Raw genomic sequence first — 18,934 nt, forward strand, 5'->3', positions numbered from 1 at the left:
AATAAGATCATTTCATCATCATCTTATTAAAGTAATAAGTCAATTTTATAAACGTATGAGTTTTTCTAAAAAAATCAGGTTAAATAGCTGTCAAATATAAATTCTTTTTTCTTATTCTTTTTGTTCCTACAAATAAAAAGCACCGTAATCGGTGCTTTTTATCATGAACTTTTAGATATTATGCATCAATATCTGCATTCAAGGCATTCTCTTCAATAAAGGCACGACGTGGTTCAACATCATCCCCCATTAAGCAAGAGAACATACGATCTGCTTCAATAGCATCTTGTATCGTCACTTGTAACATGTTGCGGTTTTCAGGATCCATAGTCGTTTCCCAAAGTTGTTCCGCATTCATTTCACCCAAACCTTTATAACGTTGGATCATCATGCCACGACGTGAATCTTGTAAAATATTTTGCCAAACTTGATGGAAGCTTGAAACTAAAATTTTACGTTCGCCTTTTTGTAAATATGCACCTTCTTCGAGTAAGGTAAACCAACTCTTAGAGTTTTTAAGTAATCGTGCATATTCACTAGAACTTAATAAAGTAGCATCCAACAAATAGCTATGTGGCAAATTATGAACATAGATTGTAATACGTGGTAAATACGTCATTACACGTTGACCATCTGCTGCTTCTTTTTCAAATGTTTCAAGTGTAAGCTCAGGACGTAAACTTGGTTGATATTTCTCAACAGCAGTACGTACTTTTTCAGACCACTCTTGAACATAGGCTTGATCATAATTTTGATCTAACTTAAATGCTTCTACAGTTAACAAAGCATCAAGAAGACTTGCAGGATAACGTAGAGTTAAACGCTGTAAACTCTTTTGAGATGTTTGATAATCTGCAATTACATTAGCCAATGCTTCACCACGAATTGCTGGCGCATCTGCACTAATATGTAATTCAAGCTCATCAATTGCATTAGAAATTAAATAGCTTTCCAATGCATCATTATCTTTAATATACTGTTCTTGCTTACCTTTTTTCAGTTTATACAACGGTGGCTGTGCAATATAAATATAACCACGCTCTACAAGCTCAGGCATTTGACGGAAGAAGAACGTTAACAATAACGTACGAATATGTGAACCATCCACGTCCGCATCGGTCATGATAATGATTTTATGATAACGCAATTTATCTGGATTATATTCTTCACGACCAATACCACAACCTAATGCAGTAATCAGTGTGCCCACTTCTTGTGAAGAAATCATCTTATCAAAACGTGCACGCTCCACGTTTAAGATTTTACCTTTCAACGGAAGAATTGCTTGCATTTTACGGTTACGTCCCTGCTTCGCAGAACCGCCCGCAGAGTCACCTTCGACTAAATATAACTCAGATAAAGCTGGATCTTTTTCTTGGCAATCTGCCAATTTACCTGGAAGACCAGCAATATCAAGTGCACTTTTACGACGTGTCATTTCACGTGCTTTACGTGCTGCATCACGCGCACGTGCTGCATCAATAATTTTTCCTGCAATTGATTTAGCAGCTTGAGGATTCTCTAACAAATATTCAGAGAATGCTTTATTCATTGCTTGCTCAACAGCAGGTTTTACTTCACTTGAAACCAATTTTTCTTTCGTTTGCGAAGAGAATTTTGGATCAGGTACTTTTACTGAAACAATTGCAGTTAAACCTTCACGAGCATCATCACCAGAAACAACGACCTTTTCTTTTTTCAGAATATTTTCGCTATCCATGTAGTTATTTAAACCACGTGTTAATGCCGCACGGAAACCTGCTAAATGAGAACCACCATCTTTTTGTGGAATATTATTTGTAAAACAACGTACATTTTCTTGATATGTATCATTCCATTGCAAAGCAACTTCAACACCAATGCCATTATCAGATTGTGTAGTAAAATGAAAAATATCATTTAAATGTGTTTTACCTTGGTTTATATATTTAACAAACTCAGATAAGCCACCTTCGTAATCAAATACATGCTCTAAGTTCACGCGCTCATCACGAAGAACAATTCGAACACCTGCATTTAAAAACGATAATTCGCGTAAACGACGCGCTAAAATATCGACATTAAAAATCGTTTGGCTAAATGTTTCTGCACTTGGCCAAAAACGAACAGTCGTACCTGTTGTAGTTGTATCACCCACAACTTTTAATGAGTATTGTGGATCACCATGACGATATTCTTGTTGATGAACGTGTCCAGCACGCTGAATTGTCAATTCAAGTTTTTCAGATAAAGCATTTACAACTGAAACACCTACACCATGTAAACCACCAGACACTTTATAACTATTGTCATCGAATTTACCGCCAGCATGTAAAATTGTTAAAATTACTTCTGCTGCAGATACGCCTTCTTCAGGATGAATATCTGTTGGAATACCACGGCCATTATCTGAAACACTCACAGACTCATCTTCATGAATGGTCACTAGAATTTCATCGCAGTGGCCAGCTAAAGCTTCATCAATGGCGTTATCTACAACCTCAAACACCATATGATGTAGGCCTGTACCATCATCGGTATCACCAATATACATCCCTGGGCGTTTACGAACTGCATCTAGGCCACGTAATACTTTGATGCTAGAGGAATCATAAGCCTTTTCATTGGTTTGTTCTGTTTGAGAGGCAGATTGATCTTCTGAACTCATGGTTTCTCCCTAGTGAAAAATAGGTCTATCCAGTAATGGTAAATCATTGTGGAATAACTCGAACTTGACCAGACTCAACATTAAATAATTGGTAAGTAATAGATAAATCATGTAAGTGATTTTTTACTGATTCGTACTCTAAAGTGGTAATAAAAACCTGACTACCAAGTTGGCTTAATCGCTCAATTAAACGTTGTTGTGCGGTTAAATCTAATTCTGCTGTAAGATCATCTAATAATACCACAGTTTCCTTATTACAAGCATGTAGCATCGCAATCTGCGAAAGCTTTAATGCCATGATAAGTAATTTTTTTTGCCCTCTTGAGAGAATAACATCAGCATCTCCGATAGGTGTTTTTAAACGTATATCTGCACGATGTGGACCATACTCAGTATAACCACGCTCTAGGTCTTTATAATGGTAATTTGTCAAATCATTCAACAATCCAGTATCACTGTGATAACCTGCCAAATACTCCATTTCTATGTCTAAATTGGGCAATAAAGCTTTTAAATCTTCAATAAAAAAAGCCTTCCACCGATCAACAACAATAGATCTTAATGAATGTAATATTTCACCATAATCACTAAGCATTTTGTTCCACGGTTCTAAATCTGAAAGTGATAAATGTCTGTTTGATTTTAATAGGCTATTTCTTTGTTTTAGTGCACGTGCATAAAATTGCCATGTTGAATAAAACTCAGGTTCCACGTGAAACATTAACCAATCTAACATTTGTCTTCTTGGTTTAGCCCCATAATCAATAATATCTGTACTTTGTGGTTCTAAATGTTGTAAAGGTAAAATTTTTGCTAATTGCCCTTGTGTTGCAACAGAATCACCATTTACCTTAATTAATTGCTCACCTGAAATATGCTTCTTCATGCCTATTTTTTCAGAATTAGATTGAGCAAAAACAATCGCATCTTGAGTATTATTTTGAATATAATTTTTAGGAATATGTGTTCGAAATGAACGACCAGTTGCCAACAAATGTATTGCTTCTAAAATCGATGTTTTTCCAGAACCATTTTCACCGTAAAAGACATTAAACGGTTGCAATCCTAAGAGTGCAACCGCTTTTAAATTACGAACACGTTCTATATTTAAACGCGTAATATGCATAACTTAATCTTGTACAATTAAACACGCATTGGCATAACAACATAAATTTGATCTGGATGCGCTGGATCTTGAACTAAAACAGACTGATTTGCTTCCGTCATTGTTATTGAAACATCATCACCATCTAATACATTCAGTACTTCTAATAAGTATTGTGCATTAAATGACATTTCCAATGGGGTATCTGCATACTGAATTGCTAAATCTTCAATTGCTTCATCTTGCTCAGGGTTGTTTGCACGTAACTGTAATGAATCTGCATTAAAATTCAAGAAAACACCGCGTAACTTTTCATTACTTAAAATCGCAACTCGCTGTAAAGATTGCTTAAAAACATCATGTGCAATCATGACATTCTTATCACCACCACGTGGAATTACACGACGGTAGTCTGGGAATTTCCCATCAATTAATTTCGTTGTAAAACGAACTTTAATATCGCCTTGTTCTTTATCACGACTTGGAATAAGAATCGTCACATTAAGTAATTCACGACCAATTAATAAAGCCAATTGCTCATCTTCAACACTTAAAAGTCGTTGCAACTCACCAACCGCTTTACGTGGAACAATTGCTTGTACAGCTTGGGTTGCTGTAGATGTTGCAGCTGTTTCACACATCGCTAAACGATGCCCATCAGTTGTTACTGCTCGTAATTGTTCTTGATCAATTTCAAGTAATGTTCCTGTTAAATAGAAACGAACATCTTGAACAGCCATAGCAAATGACGTTTTTTCAAATAAACGCTTTAATTCACGCTGTGTAACAGAAACTTGTGTACCTAATGTATTTTCAGTTGTTAATAATGGATAGTCTTCCGCAGGTAGAGTACCTAACACAAACCTACTATTACCAGATTTTAAAATACAACGTTGATCTTCAGTGATCTGTAAATCAACCAAGGCAGCAGATGGTAGAGATTTACAAATATCAACTAATTTACGTGCAGGAACAGTAATCTCACCTGCTTGTAAACATGCACCTTCAGTTAAAGCTGTACTTGCAACAAGTTCAACTTCTAAGTCAGAACCTGTAATTGTTAATGATTCTGTTGTTACACGAATTTTAACATTAGAAAGAATATTTAAAGTGTGGCGACGTTCTACCGCTCCTACAACATGTGACAATACATTAAGTAAGCTTTCTTTAGCGATTTTTAAACGCACGGTACATTCCTCTAACAACTGAAGATAATATGGAAATAAAAATTAATTTTTTAGCAGTGTACTATGAGGCAGAAAATGCTACATTGCAAGAACATAATTTGATCGATTTTTAACTTTGCAACAACCTTTGCAAGTTCTTATAGTCTTCATTAAAAATTGGATCTTCAGCACGCAAGCTTTGTACTTTTTCACAGGCATGCATCACAGTACTATGGTCTCGTCCACCAAATGCCATCCCAATCTCAGGAAAACTATCACCAGTCAATTCACGAGCTAATCCCATCGCTAACTGACGTGGACGAGCATAAATTCGAGTTCGCTTAGGACCAACCAACTCTTTTAACGGAATACGGAAATATTCACTTACAACACGTTGAATATTTTCCGTACTAATTGTTCTAGCACGAATAGCTAAAACATCTTTTAAAGATTCACGTACTACTTCTAAATCAATAGCGGTCCCTTTAAAACGAGAAATTGCGACAACTTTATTTAAAGCCCCCTCTAGTTCTCGAACGTTTGCTACGACTTGTTGTGCAATAAATAATGCACAATTTCTTGGAAGATCAACGTGATTACTTTCCGCTTTCTTTAATAAAATTTCGATTCGCGTTTCAATATCTGGTGGCTCAACACCAACAGAGAGTCCCCAAGAAAACCGAGAAACTAAACGTGGATCTAGCTCAGTTAATTCCTTTGGATAACGATCTGATGTTAAAATAATTTGTTTTGATTCATCCAATAAGGCGTTAAACGTATAAAAAAATTCAACTAAGCTAGCTTCTTTTCCTGCTAGCAAATGAATATCATCAACAAGTAAAAGATCTAAAGAACGACAATTTTTCTTAAACTCTTCAACTTTACCCTGCTGCAAAGAACTTACAAAATCCTGAACAAAACTTTCAGCTGTCATATACATGACTCGAGCATTTGGCTTTGCTTGCAACAAAGCATTTCCTACTGCCTGCATTAAGTGAGTTTTACCTAAGCCTGTAGGACCATATAAAAAAAGTGGGTTATGTTGCGAAGCACCCAACTGGGTTAAAATTTTGCGACATGTTTCGGCCGCCATTTGGTTCGAACGACCTTCAACAAATAATGAAAAAGTAAATAAAGGATTTAACTGACGCTTGCGATTATTTTTCGGTGTAGTCTCTTCTTTTTTAATTTTTGGTGTAGGCGCAACGGGAGCGGATTCTAAAGCTGAAGTTGTTGTTGCTGGTTGCTCACTTGCTGACAAAATCGCCCCAGGACGAGAATCTACTAAAATCTCAACTTTACGAACACGTCCTTCAGAGAGCTGTTCAGCTAAAATCGTAATTAAATCTAAATGATGTTCTTGGATATAACGTGTCCAATAAGGATTAGGTGCATAAAGCCTCAAGCAACCATCAACCTCTTCTGCAACTAATGGACGAATCCACATTGTAAAGACATTGCCAGATAACTCTTGTCTTAAACGAGTTAAGCAGTCTGTCCAAAGCATGTGGAGCTCCCTATTCACTTAAAAATAAAAAAAGATATGACCGCAGAAGCGGGTCGCCATTCTAGCTAAGTTATCCACATCTGTCATGACTAATTTAAACACATTTGATTAAAAACAAGCCATAAGAGATTAAATTTAAATTCAAAACCACCTGTGGATAACATTTCAAACATCCTGTGGATAAAATATAGCACAAACTTATCCACAAACCACACAAAAAATAAGAACATAATTATCCACAATTAAAAACATTGTTTATTAATGATAAAAATGCGTTATCCATAGAAAAACGGCACCCTAATAGTAATAATATTAAATTTTAAAATTTAAATTTATTTATAAGAGATTCAGTTTTCTGTGGGTAACTAAAAGAAATGAATTTAAATTCAAAAAATATAAATTTAAAATTAAATACAATTTAACCACTGTTTGTAAGTTTGTTAATAAGTTGTAAATATTTATTAAATACAATAATTTAAATTGTTAATAACTATAAATGAGTTTTTTTATCTTTTTCTAGTACCTTTATTTTTGATTATATAAAATTTGTCTTTATTTTTTAATATTCGTGGTTTTTGATTGACAGCTCAAGCAATGAACACTAAAATCGCGGACCTTTATAGAAAGATCATTTTTGGAGTTTCGATATGAAACGTACATTCCAACCATCTGAATTAAAGCGTAAGCGTGTTCATGGTTTCCGTGCTCGTATGGCTACTAAAGCTGGTCGTCAAGTATTAGCTCGTCGTCGTGCAAAAGGTCGTCATAGCTTAACAGTTTAAGCTGTTAACGCTTGAAGATTTTGGGTGTTATGACATCACTTTATAGTTTCGGCACAGATGTAAGATTACGCTGTGCTGCTGATTATAAGGGCGTGTTCGATGGTGCGCTTTTTAAAGTGCATCAACCCCATTTTTTATTTTTAGCAACTTTAACCGAACAGCCTAAAAGCCGTTTGGGTTTGGTTGTTGCTAAAAAGAAAGTGCGTCGCGCACACGAAAGAAATAGAGTAAAACGACTTGCTCGCGAAAGTTTTCGCTTACATCAACAGCAATTAGAAAAATTAGATATTGTTGTTATGCCTAAAATGGGCATAGATACAATTCCTAATGCTGAGTTACATCAGCAATTACAATTTGCTTGGCAAAAACTTCAACGCCTTGCCAAAAAGCATTCGAAAATAGTTCCCTCCCCACAAAAGTAGAGATGGCCAATGGTACGTTTACTGCATTGGTTGATTCGATTCTATCAGATTGCGATTAGTCCATTATTAGGACCACGCTGTCGTTATATACCTACTTGTTCTCAATATTCCTTAGAAGCAGTCCGTCAATATGGTGCTGTTAGAGGTGTGTGGTTGGCGACTACCCGTATTTGCCGTTGTCATCCGTGGGGTGGTTTTGGATATGATCCAGTTCCTCCCAAAGCAATTCGTTTTATTTCATTTTATAAAATAGATTCTCAAACGCGTCACGTTGCTGTACCCTTTCGTGATCGTTTCTTGAACCAAAATCACTCTAACCACTTGGGGTAATAGATATGCAACAATGGGCCAGGATTGCAATTCTCGGAGCCATGTTTGTTGTCGCATACTTGCTCATTTTGGCTTGGCAGAAAGATTATGGAAATGCGGATACTCAACCAACGCCTGAAGCTGCGGTTGTAACGCATGAAGTATCTGCTGACTTACCAAATGGTCAAGCTACTGCTGCGGTACCTTCGGATGTACCACAAGCAAACATTGCGAATCAGCAACAAGCTACGGATGCAACAGCACCTGTAAGTCAACAGCTTATTTCAGTAAAAACTGACCTTTATCATCTTTGGATTAATCCGAAAGGTGGTGATATTGTTCGTGTTGAATTACTCAACCATGACAAGAATAAAGACAGTGATCAACCATTTGTATTATTGGAAAGTGATCCAAAACGTACTTATGTTTCACAATCTGGCTTAATTGGTCTAAATGGACCAGATAGTAGCCGTAATGGTCGTCCTGTTTATGAATCTGAGAAGACTTCTTATACTTTGGCGACTGATGCTAAATCTTCAGAAGAAAAAGATGGTAAAACGATCAAAGTCTTAAATATCCCAATGGTATTTAAAACTGCAGATGGTATCGAAATCATTAAAACCTTTAAATTTACTGAAGGTGATTATCCAGTTGTTGTGACTCACAAAATTGTGAACCGCAGCGCAAGTAACTGGCAAGGTCAAATGTTTGGTCAAATCAAACGTGATGCTTCTGATGATCCTGGTAAATCTGATCAAGGTATTTTCACTTTAGGAACATTCTTAGGTGGTGCTTGGGGCGATCCTGAAGATCCATACAATAAATTGAAATTCTCTAACTTTAACGATGAAAAACTTAATGTTGACGCTAAAGGTGGATGGGTTGCAATTGTTCAGCATTACTTTGTTAGTGCATGGGTACCAGGTCAGTTAAAGCTTACTCAAGGTAATGGTCAAGAATATACAGCGCATTTAGAATCACGCAAATCTAGCGATGATATGAATATCATTGGTTTTACTTCTCCAACAATTAATGTACCAGCAGGTACTGTGGCGGAAGTTGATGCAACATTCTATGCAGGTCCAAAAATTCAATCTGAATTAAAAGACTTGGCTGTTGGTTTAAACCAAACTGTTGATTATGGTTGGTTATGGCCAATTGCAAAACTACTCTTTATTGGTTTGCAATTCTTCCATGGCATCGTAGGAAACTGGGGTTGGTCAATTATTTTATTAACCATCCTTGTAAAACTTATTCTTTGGCCTTTGTCTGCGAAAAGTTATCGCTCAATGGCAAAAATGCGTGTAATTGCACCAGAAATGCAACGCATGAAAGAAGAGTTTGGCGAAGATCGCATGCGTTTCTCCCAAGAAATGATGGCACTTTACAAACGTGAACAAGTAAACCCACTTTCTGGTTGTTTACCATTGTTGTTACAAATGCCAATTTTCTTAGCGTTGTATTGGGTACTGATGGAGTCTGTTGAACTTCGTCATGCACCTTGGATTCTTTGGATTCAAGATTTATCTGCAATGGATCCGTATTTCATCCTTCCATTGTTGATGGGTGCAACGATGTTTATTCAGCAAATGTTGAATCCACAGCCTGCAGATCCAATGCAAGCGAAAGTATTCCGCATTATGCCGATTATCTTTACTGTATTTATGTTGTTCTTCCCTTCTGGTCTAGTTCTTTACTGGATTGTGAACAACAGTATTACGATTTTACAGCAGTCTTTAATTAATAAGAGTGTTGAAAAAGAGAAAGCAAATCGCGAAGTAGCAAACTAAGTCTTGCTCAATAGCTGAATAAATCCGCTTAAGATGGTAATCTTAGGCGGATTTTTCTTTATCTGCTCTTTAAGAATTTTAGGTGAATTTTATGTTAGACCGAACCACTATTGCTGCAATTGCGACTCCACCTGGGCGTGGTGGTGTTGGTGTTATTCGCCTGTCTGGTCCAAAATCTTATGCAATTGCCGAAGCCTTAACTCAAAAGCAATTACCTAAGGCGAGATATGCTGGTTTTCGTCAATTCTATGATGCTCACGGCGAAGTCATGGATGAAGGTTTGGTCATTTGTTTTCCAAATCCAAATTCTTTTACAGGTGAAGATGTTGTTGAGTTACAAGGTCATGGTGGACCTGTTATTCAAAATGCATTACTTGCACGACTTTTAGAACTCGGTGCTATTGCGGCTAAAGCTGGCGAGTTTTCAATGCGAGCTTTTGAAAATGGAAAACTTGATTTAGTACAAGCCGAAGCGATTGCTGACTTAATTGATGCAACATCTCAAGCAGCAGCACGTTCTGCTGTACGTTCATTGCAAGGTGCATTTTCAACAAAGGTAAATACTGTTCTTGAGCAATTAATTCATTTACGTTTACATGTAGAAGCGGCTATCGATTTTCCTGAAGAAGAAATTGATTTCTTGGCAGATGGTAAAATTTTAAAACTTCTTGATGATGTTGCTCATTCTGTCACGGCTGTTCAACAATCTGCTCGTCAAGGTCAGCTCTTACGTGAAGGTTTACAGGTGGTTATTGCAGGTAAGCCAAATGCAGGTAAATCATCTTTACTCAACTCTTTAGCAGGCGTAGAACGTGCAATTGTGACTGATATTGCAGGTACAACACGTGACGTTTTACATGAAAAAATTACGCTCAATGGTTTACCAATTACCTTAACAGATACCGCAGGTTTACGTGAAACTGGCGATATCGTTGAGAAAGAAGGTATTCGTCGCGCGATTAAAGAAATAGAACAAGCTGATTTATTGTTATTGGTTTATGACTTAAGCCAAGGTGAAGATCCATTAAGTTTAGCAAAAGAATATTTTGCTGATCATTTAGAACCAAAGCGTTTAATGTTGATTGGCAATAAATGTGATTTAACAAGTATGAAAGCCGAAATTTCTGATTTTCAGGGATTCCGTCATATAACAGTTTCGGCTAAGCAAGAAACCGGTGTTCAATCACTCATAGATGCGATTACAGCACATGCTGGTTTTCAACCTGAAGAAGATACCTTTATTGCTCGTACACGTCATTTAGATGCAATGAAGCGTACGCAAGACTATTTGGCAGAAGCTCGTGAGCAATTAGTGGTCTATCATGCTGGTGAGTTAGTCGCTGAATCACTACGTTTAGCTCAAAATGCATTAGGCGAAATCACAGGTGATTTTAGTGCTGATGATCTTTTGGGTAAGATTTTTGGTTCATTCTGTATTGGGAAATAAATTTTCCACACAAAAAGCATTTAATTATTAAATGCTTTTTGTGTTTTTTATCACATAAAAAATAAATAAACTCTTTTAGTTATAAAGTTATTATTTTCTTTATCTTTTTTATTTTTATTTTGATCATTTAGCTGTAAATTAATGTCATTATGATGTTTATAAAGATGAGTCATATCGTTTAAAAAAAATATTTATTCGCTCAATTTGTTAAATGTTTATTGGAAATATTTAATTTTTAACTTGTAGATTCTTTGTTTGGGGAGCAGAAACTATGAGCTATTTACATCATCTATATATGAGTTTAGGTAAGCTCCTACTAAAGATTGGCTCAACATATAGATGAGATAGACTATGTATGTAAATCATCCAGTAAAAAAAATATGCGTAACGATTTTATCTGGCATATCTATTTATTGTACTTCTGTTTATGCAGATGATTTACAATTTAATACTGATTTATTAGATGTTGAAGATAAAGAAAATATTGAAAAGGGAATATTCTCCAAACCTGGCTATATTATGCCGGGTTACTATAACTTTAAAATTTATTTAAATAATCAATATTTAGTAGAGCAAAAAATAGAATATTTACGATCATTAGATCAAGAGAATCAAACGGAAGCATGTATTACGCCTGATTTAGTTGAAAAATTTGGTCTGGTCAAAGATACACAAAAAAGATTGTTATGGAATAAAAAAAATTGTTTAATTTTAAGTAGTTTAGATGGGGTCACAGTTAAAGGAAACTTACCTCAAGGTACTGTAAATATTAATGTTCCTCAAGCATATTTAGAATATAGAAGTGAAAACTGGGATCCTGCTGCTTTATGGGATAATGGAATTAATGGTGTCATTTTAGATTATAACATTGCTGGAAATTCACGTTTTAGTCATCAGCCTGATTTAACGGATGATACGTATATCAGTGCAAATGGAGTGGCAGGATTAAATTTAGGTGCTTGGAGAATTCGTGCCGATTGGCAAACGAATTACAGGCATGTTAGTGGTTTTGATCAAGAAGATCAGAAAAACTTTGATTGGAGCCGTTTTTATGCTTATCGAGCAATACCAGAATTAAAAGCTCAACTTATATTGGGTGAAACTTTTTTAAACTCAGATCTTTTTGATAGTTTTAGATTTACTGGGGCGAGTCTGAGATCTGATGTTAATATGCTACCACCGAATTTACGTGGCTATGCTCCACAGGTCACAGGTATTGCTCAGACCAATGCAACAGTTATTGTGAGCCAATTAGGGCGGGTTTTATATCAGACACAAGTTCCTGCTGGACCATTTAAAATTCAAGATCTTAATGATTCTGTAAGTGGCACGTTAAATGTTCGTGTTGAAGAAGAAGATGGAATGATACGTGAGTTTACAGTTGAAACTGCATCAATTCCTTTTTTAACGCGTCCAGGTTCAATTCGATATAAAACAGCAATTGGGCGACCAACCACTTACAAGCATCATGTTGAAGGCGATTTATTTCTTACCGGGGAATTTTCTTGGGGAATATCAAATGGATGGTCACTTTTTGGTGGGAGCTTAAACAGTAATTATTATAATGCTTTGTCTGTTGGTATTGGTCGAGATTTACTTGCATTTGGTGCAATCTCTTTTGATGTCACACAGTCATTTGTGAAGTTACAAGAAGATCAGCATGTAGAAGGTCGTTCGTATAGAGTAAATTATGCAAAACGATTTGAAGAGCTAAATAGTCAAATTCAGTTCGCAGGTTATCGTTTTTCTGAAAAAGACTTTATGACGATGAATGATTATTTGGCATCTACAGGCGTAATGGTGACCAAATATGGTCGAAATAAAGAAATGTACAGTGTTTCTTTAAGTCAAAATCTACCTATTTATCAAATTTCAATAAGTTTAAATTTGAATCATCAGACATATTGGGATTTTGAAAATCGTGATTATTATAGTTTATCTCTGAATAAAACTTTAAATTCTGGTTGGTTTAAAGATTCTAATTTAGCAATATCTGCCTATAAAAATAAATCTGAAGTGAATGATTCTGGAGCATATATTTCTTTATCTGTTCCCTTAAATTCTGGTGCAAGAGTGAGTTATTCAGCAGCGCATAATGATACTGAAACTCGATATCAAGTTGGATATTTCGATCGTTATAGTAATGCTACAACCTATCAGGTGAATGCCAATTATTCAGATCAACAAAATAAAGGTTCTTTGGGAGGCTTTGTTTCCCATTCAAATGGACGTACGCATCTAAATGCAAATATTAATTACCTTCAAGATTTATATACGACTATTGGTGGGAGTGTTCAAGGTGGTTTGACATTGACGATGCAGGGAGTCGATTTACATCGTAGTACAAATATGGGAGGAACTCGTCTTATGGTAGATACAGATAAGGTTTCAGATATTCCTGTCAGCGCATACGGTGTCCCAACAAATTCTAATTTATTTGGTAAAGCTGTGATTACTGATGTGAGTAATTACTCACGAAATAAAATTAAAGTTGATATTAATAAATTACCTAAAAATGCTGAAGTGATTGAATCTGTATTGCAAGCAAGTCTTACACAAGGTGCGATAGGTTATCGTAAATTACACGTGATTTCAGGACAAAAAAAATTATTAACTCTAGCATTTGAAGATGGTTCTTTTGTTCCATTTGGAACACCCATTGAAAATAGTCAGGGATTTAATGTAGGGATGGCAGATGAGAATGGTTTGGCATATTTAGGAGGAATTCGTTTAGGTGAAACCATGATTGCTCAGTTGGGAAGTAATCAAGAATGTTTATTTACCTTCACGGAAAGTAACTTAGAAAAAGATGAAGATGATCCAATTATTTGTGAATTAAATCATAAGTAAATGGAGGAAAAATCAATGTGTGTAGAGAATTTTCTAAGATATATTACAGCAACAGCATATGTATTGATAAGTACAAGTGCTTATAGTGCTGTGACATTAGATCGTACACGCATAGTGTTTAATGGTTCTAACTCATCAGTTTCTATTGCAATTCAAAATAAAAATCAGGATATTCCTTTTCTTGCACAAGCTTGGTTAGAAAATGCTATTCATGAAAAAGTAAAATCTCCATTTATGGTTATTCCTCCTATTCAACGATTAGAACCGACTCAAAGTAGTCAAATAAGAATTGAAGTATTAGAAAAAAAAATAGATGCTTTACCTCAAGATCGGGAAAGTTTGTTTTATTTTAATCTTCGAGAATTACCACCAAAAAGTGATAAGCCTAATATATTACAGTTTGCTCTTCAAAATAGGCTCAAATTATTTTATCGACCAACACCTATTGTGATGAGCTCTAATGAAATATTGAAAAATCCTTGGCAGGAAAAGTTAGAAATTATTAAAAAGGATAATAAGGCAATTGCTAAAAATCCAACGCCATATTTTACTACAATTTTGTCAGTTCAATCTCAAAATGCAAATCAAAGTTTAGTTTCACAATCGTTAATGATTGCTCCTTTTTCAGAGGCTGAATTATCTATTAATGCTCAAGATTTAGGAGAGTTTCCAACTTTAACGTATATCAATGATTTAGGCGGAACTCCAAAAATAAAGTATCAGTGTCATATTGATATTTGTCAGAAGCTTGAATCTCAATAAGAGTGATGAATTAAATGAAAAATATATTTAAATTACCGTTTTCACTTAATGTTCATCAATCAAAGTCTTTTGATGAGATGTCCACGATTAAGTTTAAATGTCAAAAAGTGACTAGTTTTATTCAGTGGAGTTACAGTTTTGGAATTATGATAAGTGTGGGAGTTTCATCTATTGTATATGCAAATGATCTCAATAATCGGCAACTTAATATTTCAGGATTAATTATTACACGTGCTTGTGAGTTAGTAACATCGGAAATTGATGTTGATTTTGGCGTTATTAGTGCGCCACAAATCATGAATGATATGGCACCAAAAGAAGACTTTGAAATTTCATTGAATAATTGTCCTAAAGCAAATATTCGAGCGGTTTTTACAGGAAATACGGATAGTAATCATCAGTTATTGAATGTGACAAGTAGCAGTACCGCACGAGGTATAGGTGTTCGAATTTATGATGAAAAAGATCATATTGTAACATTCGGTGAAACGCCGACCTCAGGAACAACAGGAATCAATGGTGTTGTGCATACACTTCGATTTAAAGCCCAAGTTGCGAAGTTACCCGAAGTTGAATCTATTCGAGATATAAAAGAAGGAACATTTTCAGCATCAGCAACTTATGAAGTTATTTATGATTAAGAGATTAGGTGAATAATGAAACGTTCAATATTATGGTTTTTGAGTTTACTTATAATTTCTGAAATTACAGTAGCTCATGCGGCTGATGAACCAGGGATTTATTGTTTAGATGATCAAACAGGTCAATGGCTTGGTTTTAGTTCTTATGCAACTTCTCGAATGGCTCGTTTTGTTAATGTTGGTAGCCCACAAACTGTTTCTGGTGGTTTATCATCGACGAGTGGTACTCGAGATATGCCATTTTCTTTAGGTTCAATATATTTACAATGTCGAAACTCTTTTACAGATAATGTTAAATATAATCTGCGTATATATCGTGTTTGGAAGGAAATGACAGATGGTAGTCCTGCATTAATTGGCTCAAACAATTATATTAGTTATGTTTATTCTTCCAATTCAGGAAAATATTTTACACCTTCAAATTTTACTTATACGCCGTTACCAGATCGAAATGGTTTAGGAACATTAGTGATTGATCCTACTTTAGTGATTTATGGTGGACGGTCAACAGTGATTCCAGTGGGGACATTTATTGGATCATTAGAATTTGGTTATGTTGCAGGAACGGGAGCAATTAACCCGAATAAAACGATTCTTGTTGATTTATATGCGACCAATGAACTTGTCTTTCAAACGGAATCTTGTGTGATTAATAATAATCAACCATTAGAAGTTGATTTAGGAAGTTTTTCTGAGTTGGAAATTTCTGCAAGTAGTGGGTTAAATAGTGCAATTACAAAAGATATTACCTTAGATTATGAATGTGATAGATCTGTTGATTCTAATATGCGTGTACAAATGATTGGGCAACAGTCACCATTTTCGACAACAGCATTGGAAACAAAAGAAGGTTTAACTTATGGAACTGGTAATGTTATTAAGAGTTTAGGTGTAGAAGTATATCGACAAGGTACTTTATTAACACCAAACTCCCCTGTAGGAATTCTTACCAATATTGAGCAAGGTTTAGGGCAAGATATTTTAACTATTGCACCAATAAAAGATGGTAGTGAAGATGCTGAAGAAATTCCATTAGGATATTTTAATGCGACTGCTACACTTGTATTGTCTCCTGAATAGTATGACGTAGATATGAAGGCTTAAAGGATCTTGGGATCCTTTAATAGTCACGTAGACTGTATTGTTAATATTTTTTATAGTTTAAATTTTTTATTAAAAGTGATATTTGTTAATAAAAACTAAATGGGTAAATATTTGTAATTTTTTAATAAATCATATTGAAAAAAAATTCTAAATAATAGAATATTTGATTAATTGTTAACCAAATAACAATAAAAACAATACAATTAAAAAATTGTCAAAAATCACTAAAAAAGTAAAATGTGTGATAGCTTTCTAATATATACCTTCTATTGAAATTTAAATTAAAAAGGGGAACGTAAATGCTTTTCAAAAAAACAATGCTGCTTTCAGCTTTATTAATCGCTACGCAATTAACTCAAGCAGAAGTTTCTATTGAAACTCAAACAACAAAATATGATGTATTAAATCCGAATAATCCTGATGGTTACAAACAATTCCGTTTAGATTTGATTGAAATGCAAGACATTGCAAATCCATCTAAATTAGGATGGCGTGTATTTTATGATAAACCATCTGAAGGACAGAATGCGGAATGGTTTGATGCAGTTAAGCAAGGTAACTTAGCGAAAGTTAAAAAAATGGTTGAAAATGGCCAGAATTTAGAAGTTACAGATGATGCATCTTTACAACAAACAGCATTAGGTTGGGCTGCATTTATTGGTTATGAAGACATGTTTGACTATTTAGTTGAACAAGGTGCAAATATTTGGGCAAAAGATAAAGGTGATGTACTGAATGTTATGAAATCTGCTGGTCTTGGAAAAAATATTAATGTGTTTAAAAAAGCACATCAATTAGTAAAAGATAAAGTAGATATCAATGACCAGACATTGGATATGCAAGGTGAAACAGTACTTATTGTTGCATCAAGTAATGGTCGCAATGAAATCGTAAAATATTTGCTTGATTCAGGTGCTAAAACAAATTTAGTAACAACTGAAAAAAATACAAGCCATCCTGCATATGATCAAGATGCTTTAACATTTGCTTGTCGTAATGGAAATTTAGATACAGCTAAAATTCTAGTTCAATATGGGGCAATTAACCATAGAACTGGTATGCCTGCATGTGATTATCCAGCAAAATAAATTTATTTTTAAGCTAAAAAAGCTTTACTATTGTAAGGCTTTTTTATGATATTCAAATTTTATACCGATTCTAATGAGGTAGGTGTAAATTTGAGTAATATGAGTAATCCAATACATAGCAGTCCAATTGAAGAACAAAAACCAATAATTCCTGTAATAAATCCAAAATGATCTGCTAAATACCCCACACCTAAAATGGGAATAATCGTACCTATATATCCAATAAATAAATACGTAGACATGACAGCTGCACGATTTTCTAAATGGGTCATTTTATGTATAAATGAAAAGGCACCAATAAGCCCTAAACCATGCCCTATTCCAACAAATATAACACTGATAAAGAATAGTGCGCTCCAATGCATGAGCATACAAAAACTAAGTAATATATAGCTTAAAACTAAACAGCTTAGTCCTACTTTTATGCTGATTTGAGGTGCTAAATTCTTTGCTGAAAATTGAGTGATTGCTGATACTAATAAAATACTTGAAATGGCTGTACCACTAACGAATGGACCATGCCAAGGAATCGCATCTTTTACAAATGATGGTGCTAATGATGCAAATAAGCTAAAAGAGGCAAAAGTACAAAAAGCAGTAAACCCAGCGATATAAAATAGAACTTTAAATTTGGCTTCAGGTAACTGTAAGTGTGGTGCGATAGAAAATGGTTGTTTATTTATAATTGGAGAAGGAAGTTTTAATAACCCCAATAAGCAAAATATTGCGCCAATAATAATGGGTAAATAAGGGGTAATTAGAGGGGTTTGAGAGAATTGAGCAATAACACCACCCACAAAAGGACCTAATCCAAAACCGACAACGGTAATGATTGAACACAGCTGTGCAACGTTATTTTTATGGCTATCTGGTATAGTAGAAAATAACCCGAGCATTGCGGATGTACTAATTAAACCAGAAGCAATCCCAATAAAAAAGCGTGCAATAGAAAGTATTAGTGCATTTGATGCAAATATAGATAAGCTTAATCCTAAAACTACAAAAAAGAGCCCAATTTGTAATGTACGTAAGTAGCCAAAACTATTACTTGCTCGACCTAGAAATAATAAAGTGGCTAAGCATCCAAACATATACGCCACAAAAATAAAGGTAATTTGGCTAGGAAGTAATGACCACACTTCTTGATAAATTGGATAAAGTGGACTAGATAAGGCAGTTCCAATTGTTCCCATAATTAACGCTAAGCTAATCATAATAAATGGATGCCAAGATTGAGAATATGTCATTAATTGGATCACTAAAGCATGCAATTTTTTTATAAATTTGCATATTGTTAAAATTTATTGATTTTTA

General features: G+C 34.8%; 15 protein-coding genes. 10 read left to right on the forward strand and 5 right to left on the reverse strand.

The features are described 5' to 3' along the window. Positions 1 to 178: 178 nt before the first annotated feature. The 4 genes from gyrB to dnaA form a co-directional block, all read right to left on the reverse strand. Positions 179 to 2,647 (reverse strand): DNA topoisomerase (ATP-hydrolyzing) subunit B, encoded by a 2,469-nt coding sequence (gene gyrB, locus AOY20_RS03935; protein WP_054580649.1) that lies wholly within the window; start codon positions 2,645 to 2,647, stop codon positions 179 to 181. 43 nt (positions 2,648 to 2,690) lie between these two features. Continuing rightward, positions 2,691 to 3,773, reverse strand: coding sequence for a DNA replication/repair protein RecF (gene recF, locus AOY20_RS03940; protein WP_054580650.1), 1,083 nt, complete (start codon positions 3,771 to 3,773; stop codon positions 2,691 to 2,693). A gap of 17 nt (positions 3,774 to 3,790) precedes the next feature. Then, complete coding sequence (gene dnaN, locus AOY20_RS03945) at positions 3,791 to 4,939, reverse strand: DNA polymerase III subunit beta (RefSeq protein WP_054580651.1); 1,149 nt, start codon at positions 4,937 to 4,939, stop codon at positions 3,791 to 3,793. Positions 4,940 to 5,048: 109 nt separating this feature from the next. Then, positions 5,049 to 6,425 carry a chromosomal replication initiator protein DnaA gene (gene dnaA / locus AOY20_RS03950; RefSeq protein ID WP_054580652.1) on the reverse strand — a complete coding sequence of 459 codons (1,377 nt, stop codon included), beginning with the start codon at positions 6,423 to 6,425 and terminating at the stop codon, positions 5,049 to 5,051. A 647-nt stretch (positions 6,426 to 7,072) separates the two neighbouring features. Here dnaA and rpmH point away from each other — a divergent pair. From rpmH to AOY20_RS04000, 10 genes are all read left to right on the forward strand, one after another. Continuing rightward, positions 7,073 to 7,207, forward strand: coding sequence for a 50S ribosomal protein L34 (gene rpmH / locus AOY20_RS03955; RefSeq protein ID WP_000831329.1), 135 nt, complete (start codon positions 7,073 to 7,075; stop codon positions 7,205 to 7,207). A 29-nt stretch (positions 7,208 to 7,236) separates the two neighbouring features. Beyond that, positions 7,237 to 7,629, forward strand: a complete 393-nt coding sequence (rnpA, locus tag AOY20_RS03960) for a ribonuclease P protein component (protein ID WP_054580653.1) — start codon at positions 7,237 to 7,239, stop codon at positions 7,627 to 7,629. A gap of 9 nt (positions 7,630 to 7,638) precedes the next feature. Beyond that, positions 7,639 to 7,959: a membrane protein insertion efficiency factor YidD gene (gene yidD / locus AOY20_RS03965; protein ID WP_054580654.1), complete on the forward strand. Its 321-nt coding sequence runs from the start codon at positions 7,639 to 7,641 to the stop codon at positions 7,957 to 7,959. 5 nt (positions 7,960 to 7,964) lie between these two features. Then, positions 7,965 to 9,728, forward strand: a complete 1,764-nt coding sequence (yidC, locus tag AOY20_RS03970; protein WP_054580655.1) for a membrane protein insertase YidC — start codon at positions 7,965 to 7,967, stop codon at positions 9,726 to 9,728. A 91-nt stretch (positions 9,729 to 9,819) separates the two neighbouring features. Then, positions 9,820 to 11,175, forward strand: a complete 1,356-nt coding sequence (gene mnmE / locus AOY20_RS03975; RefSeq protein WP_054580656.1) for a tRNA uridine-5-carboxymethylaminomethyl(34) synthesis GTPase MnmE — start codon at positions 9,820 to 9,822, stop codon at positions 11,173 to 11,175. Between the two features lie 351 nt (positions 11,176 to 11,526). Continuing rightward, positions 11,527 to 14,025, forward strand: coding sequence for a fimbria/pilus outer membrane usher protein (locus AOY20_RS03980; protein ID WP_054580657.1), 2,499 nt, complete (start codon positions 11,527 to 11,529; stop codon positions 14,023 to 14,025). 15 nt (positions 14,026 to 14,040) lie between these two features. Continuing rightward, complete coding sequence (locus tag AOY20_RS03985; protein WP_054580658.1) at positions 14,041 to 14,787, forward strand: fimbrial biogenesis chaperone; 747 nt, start codon at positions 14,041 to 14,043, stop codon at positions 14,785 to 14,787. A gap of 155 nt (positions 14,788 to 14,942) precedes the next feature. After that, positions 14,943 to 15,428, forward strand: a complete 486-nt coding sequence (locus tag AOY20_RS03990; RefSeq protein WP_158319988.1) for a fimbrial protein — start codon at positions 14,943 to 14,945, stop codon at positions 15,426 to 15,428. A gap of 15 nt (positions 15,429 to 15,443) precedes the next feature. Then, on the forward strand, positions 15,444 to 16,508 hold the full coding sequence (locus AOY20_RS03995; RefSeq protein ID WP_054580660.1) for a fimbrial protein: 1,065 nt from the start codon (positions 15,444 to 15,446) through the stop codon (positions 16,506 to 16,508). A 323-nt stretch (positions 16,509 to 16,831) separates the two neighbouring features. After that, positions 16,832 to 17,620 (forward strand): ankyrin repeat domain-containing protein, encoded by a 789-nt coding sequence (locus AOY20_RS04000; protein WP_054580661.1) that lies wholly within the window; start codon positions 16,832 to 16,834, stop codon positions 17,618 to 17,620. A 59-nt stretch (positions 17,621 to 17,679) separates the two neighbouring features. Here the strand turns inward: AOY20_RS04000 and AOY20_RS04005 are convergent, their stop codons facing one another. Next, positions 17,680 to 18,867: an MFS transporter gene (locus AOY20_RS04005; RefSeq protein ID WP_054580662.1), complete on the reverse strand. Its 1,188-nt coding sequence runs from the start codon at positions 18,865 to 18,867 to the stop codon at positions 17,680 to 17,682. Between the last annotated feature and the right edge of the window lie 67 nt (positions 18,868 to 18,934).

It is taken from the genome of Acinetobacter equi (assembly GCF_001307195.1).
Lineage (GTDB): Bacteria > Pseudomonadota > Gammaproteobacteria > Pseudomonadales > Moraxellaceae > Acinetobacter > Acinetobacter equi.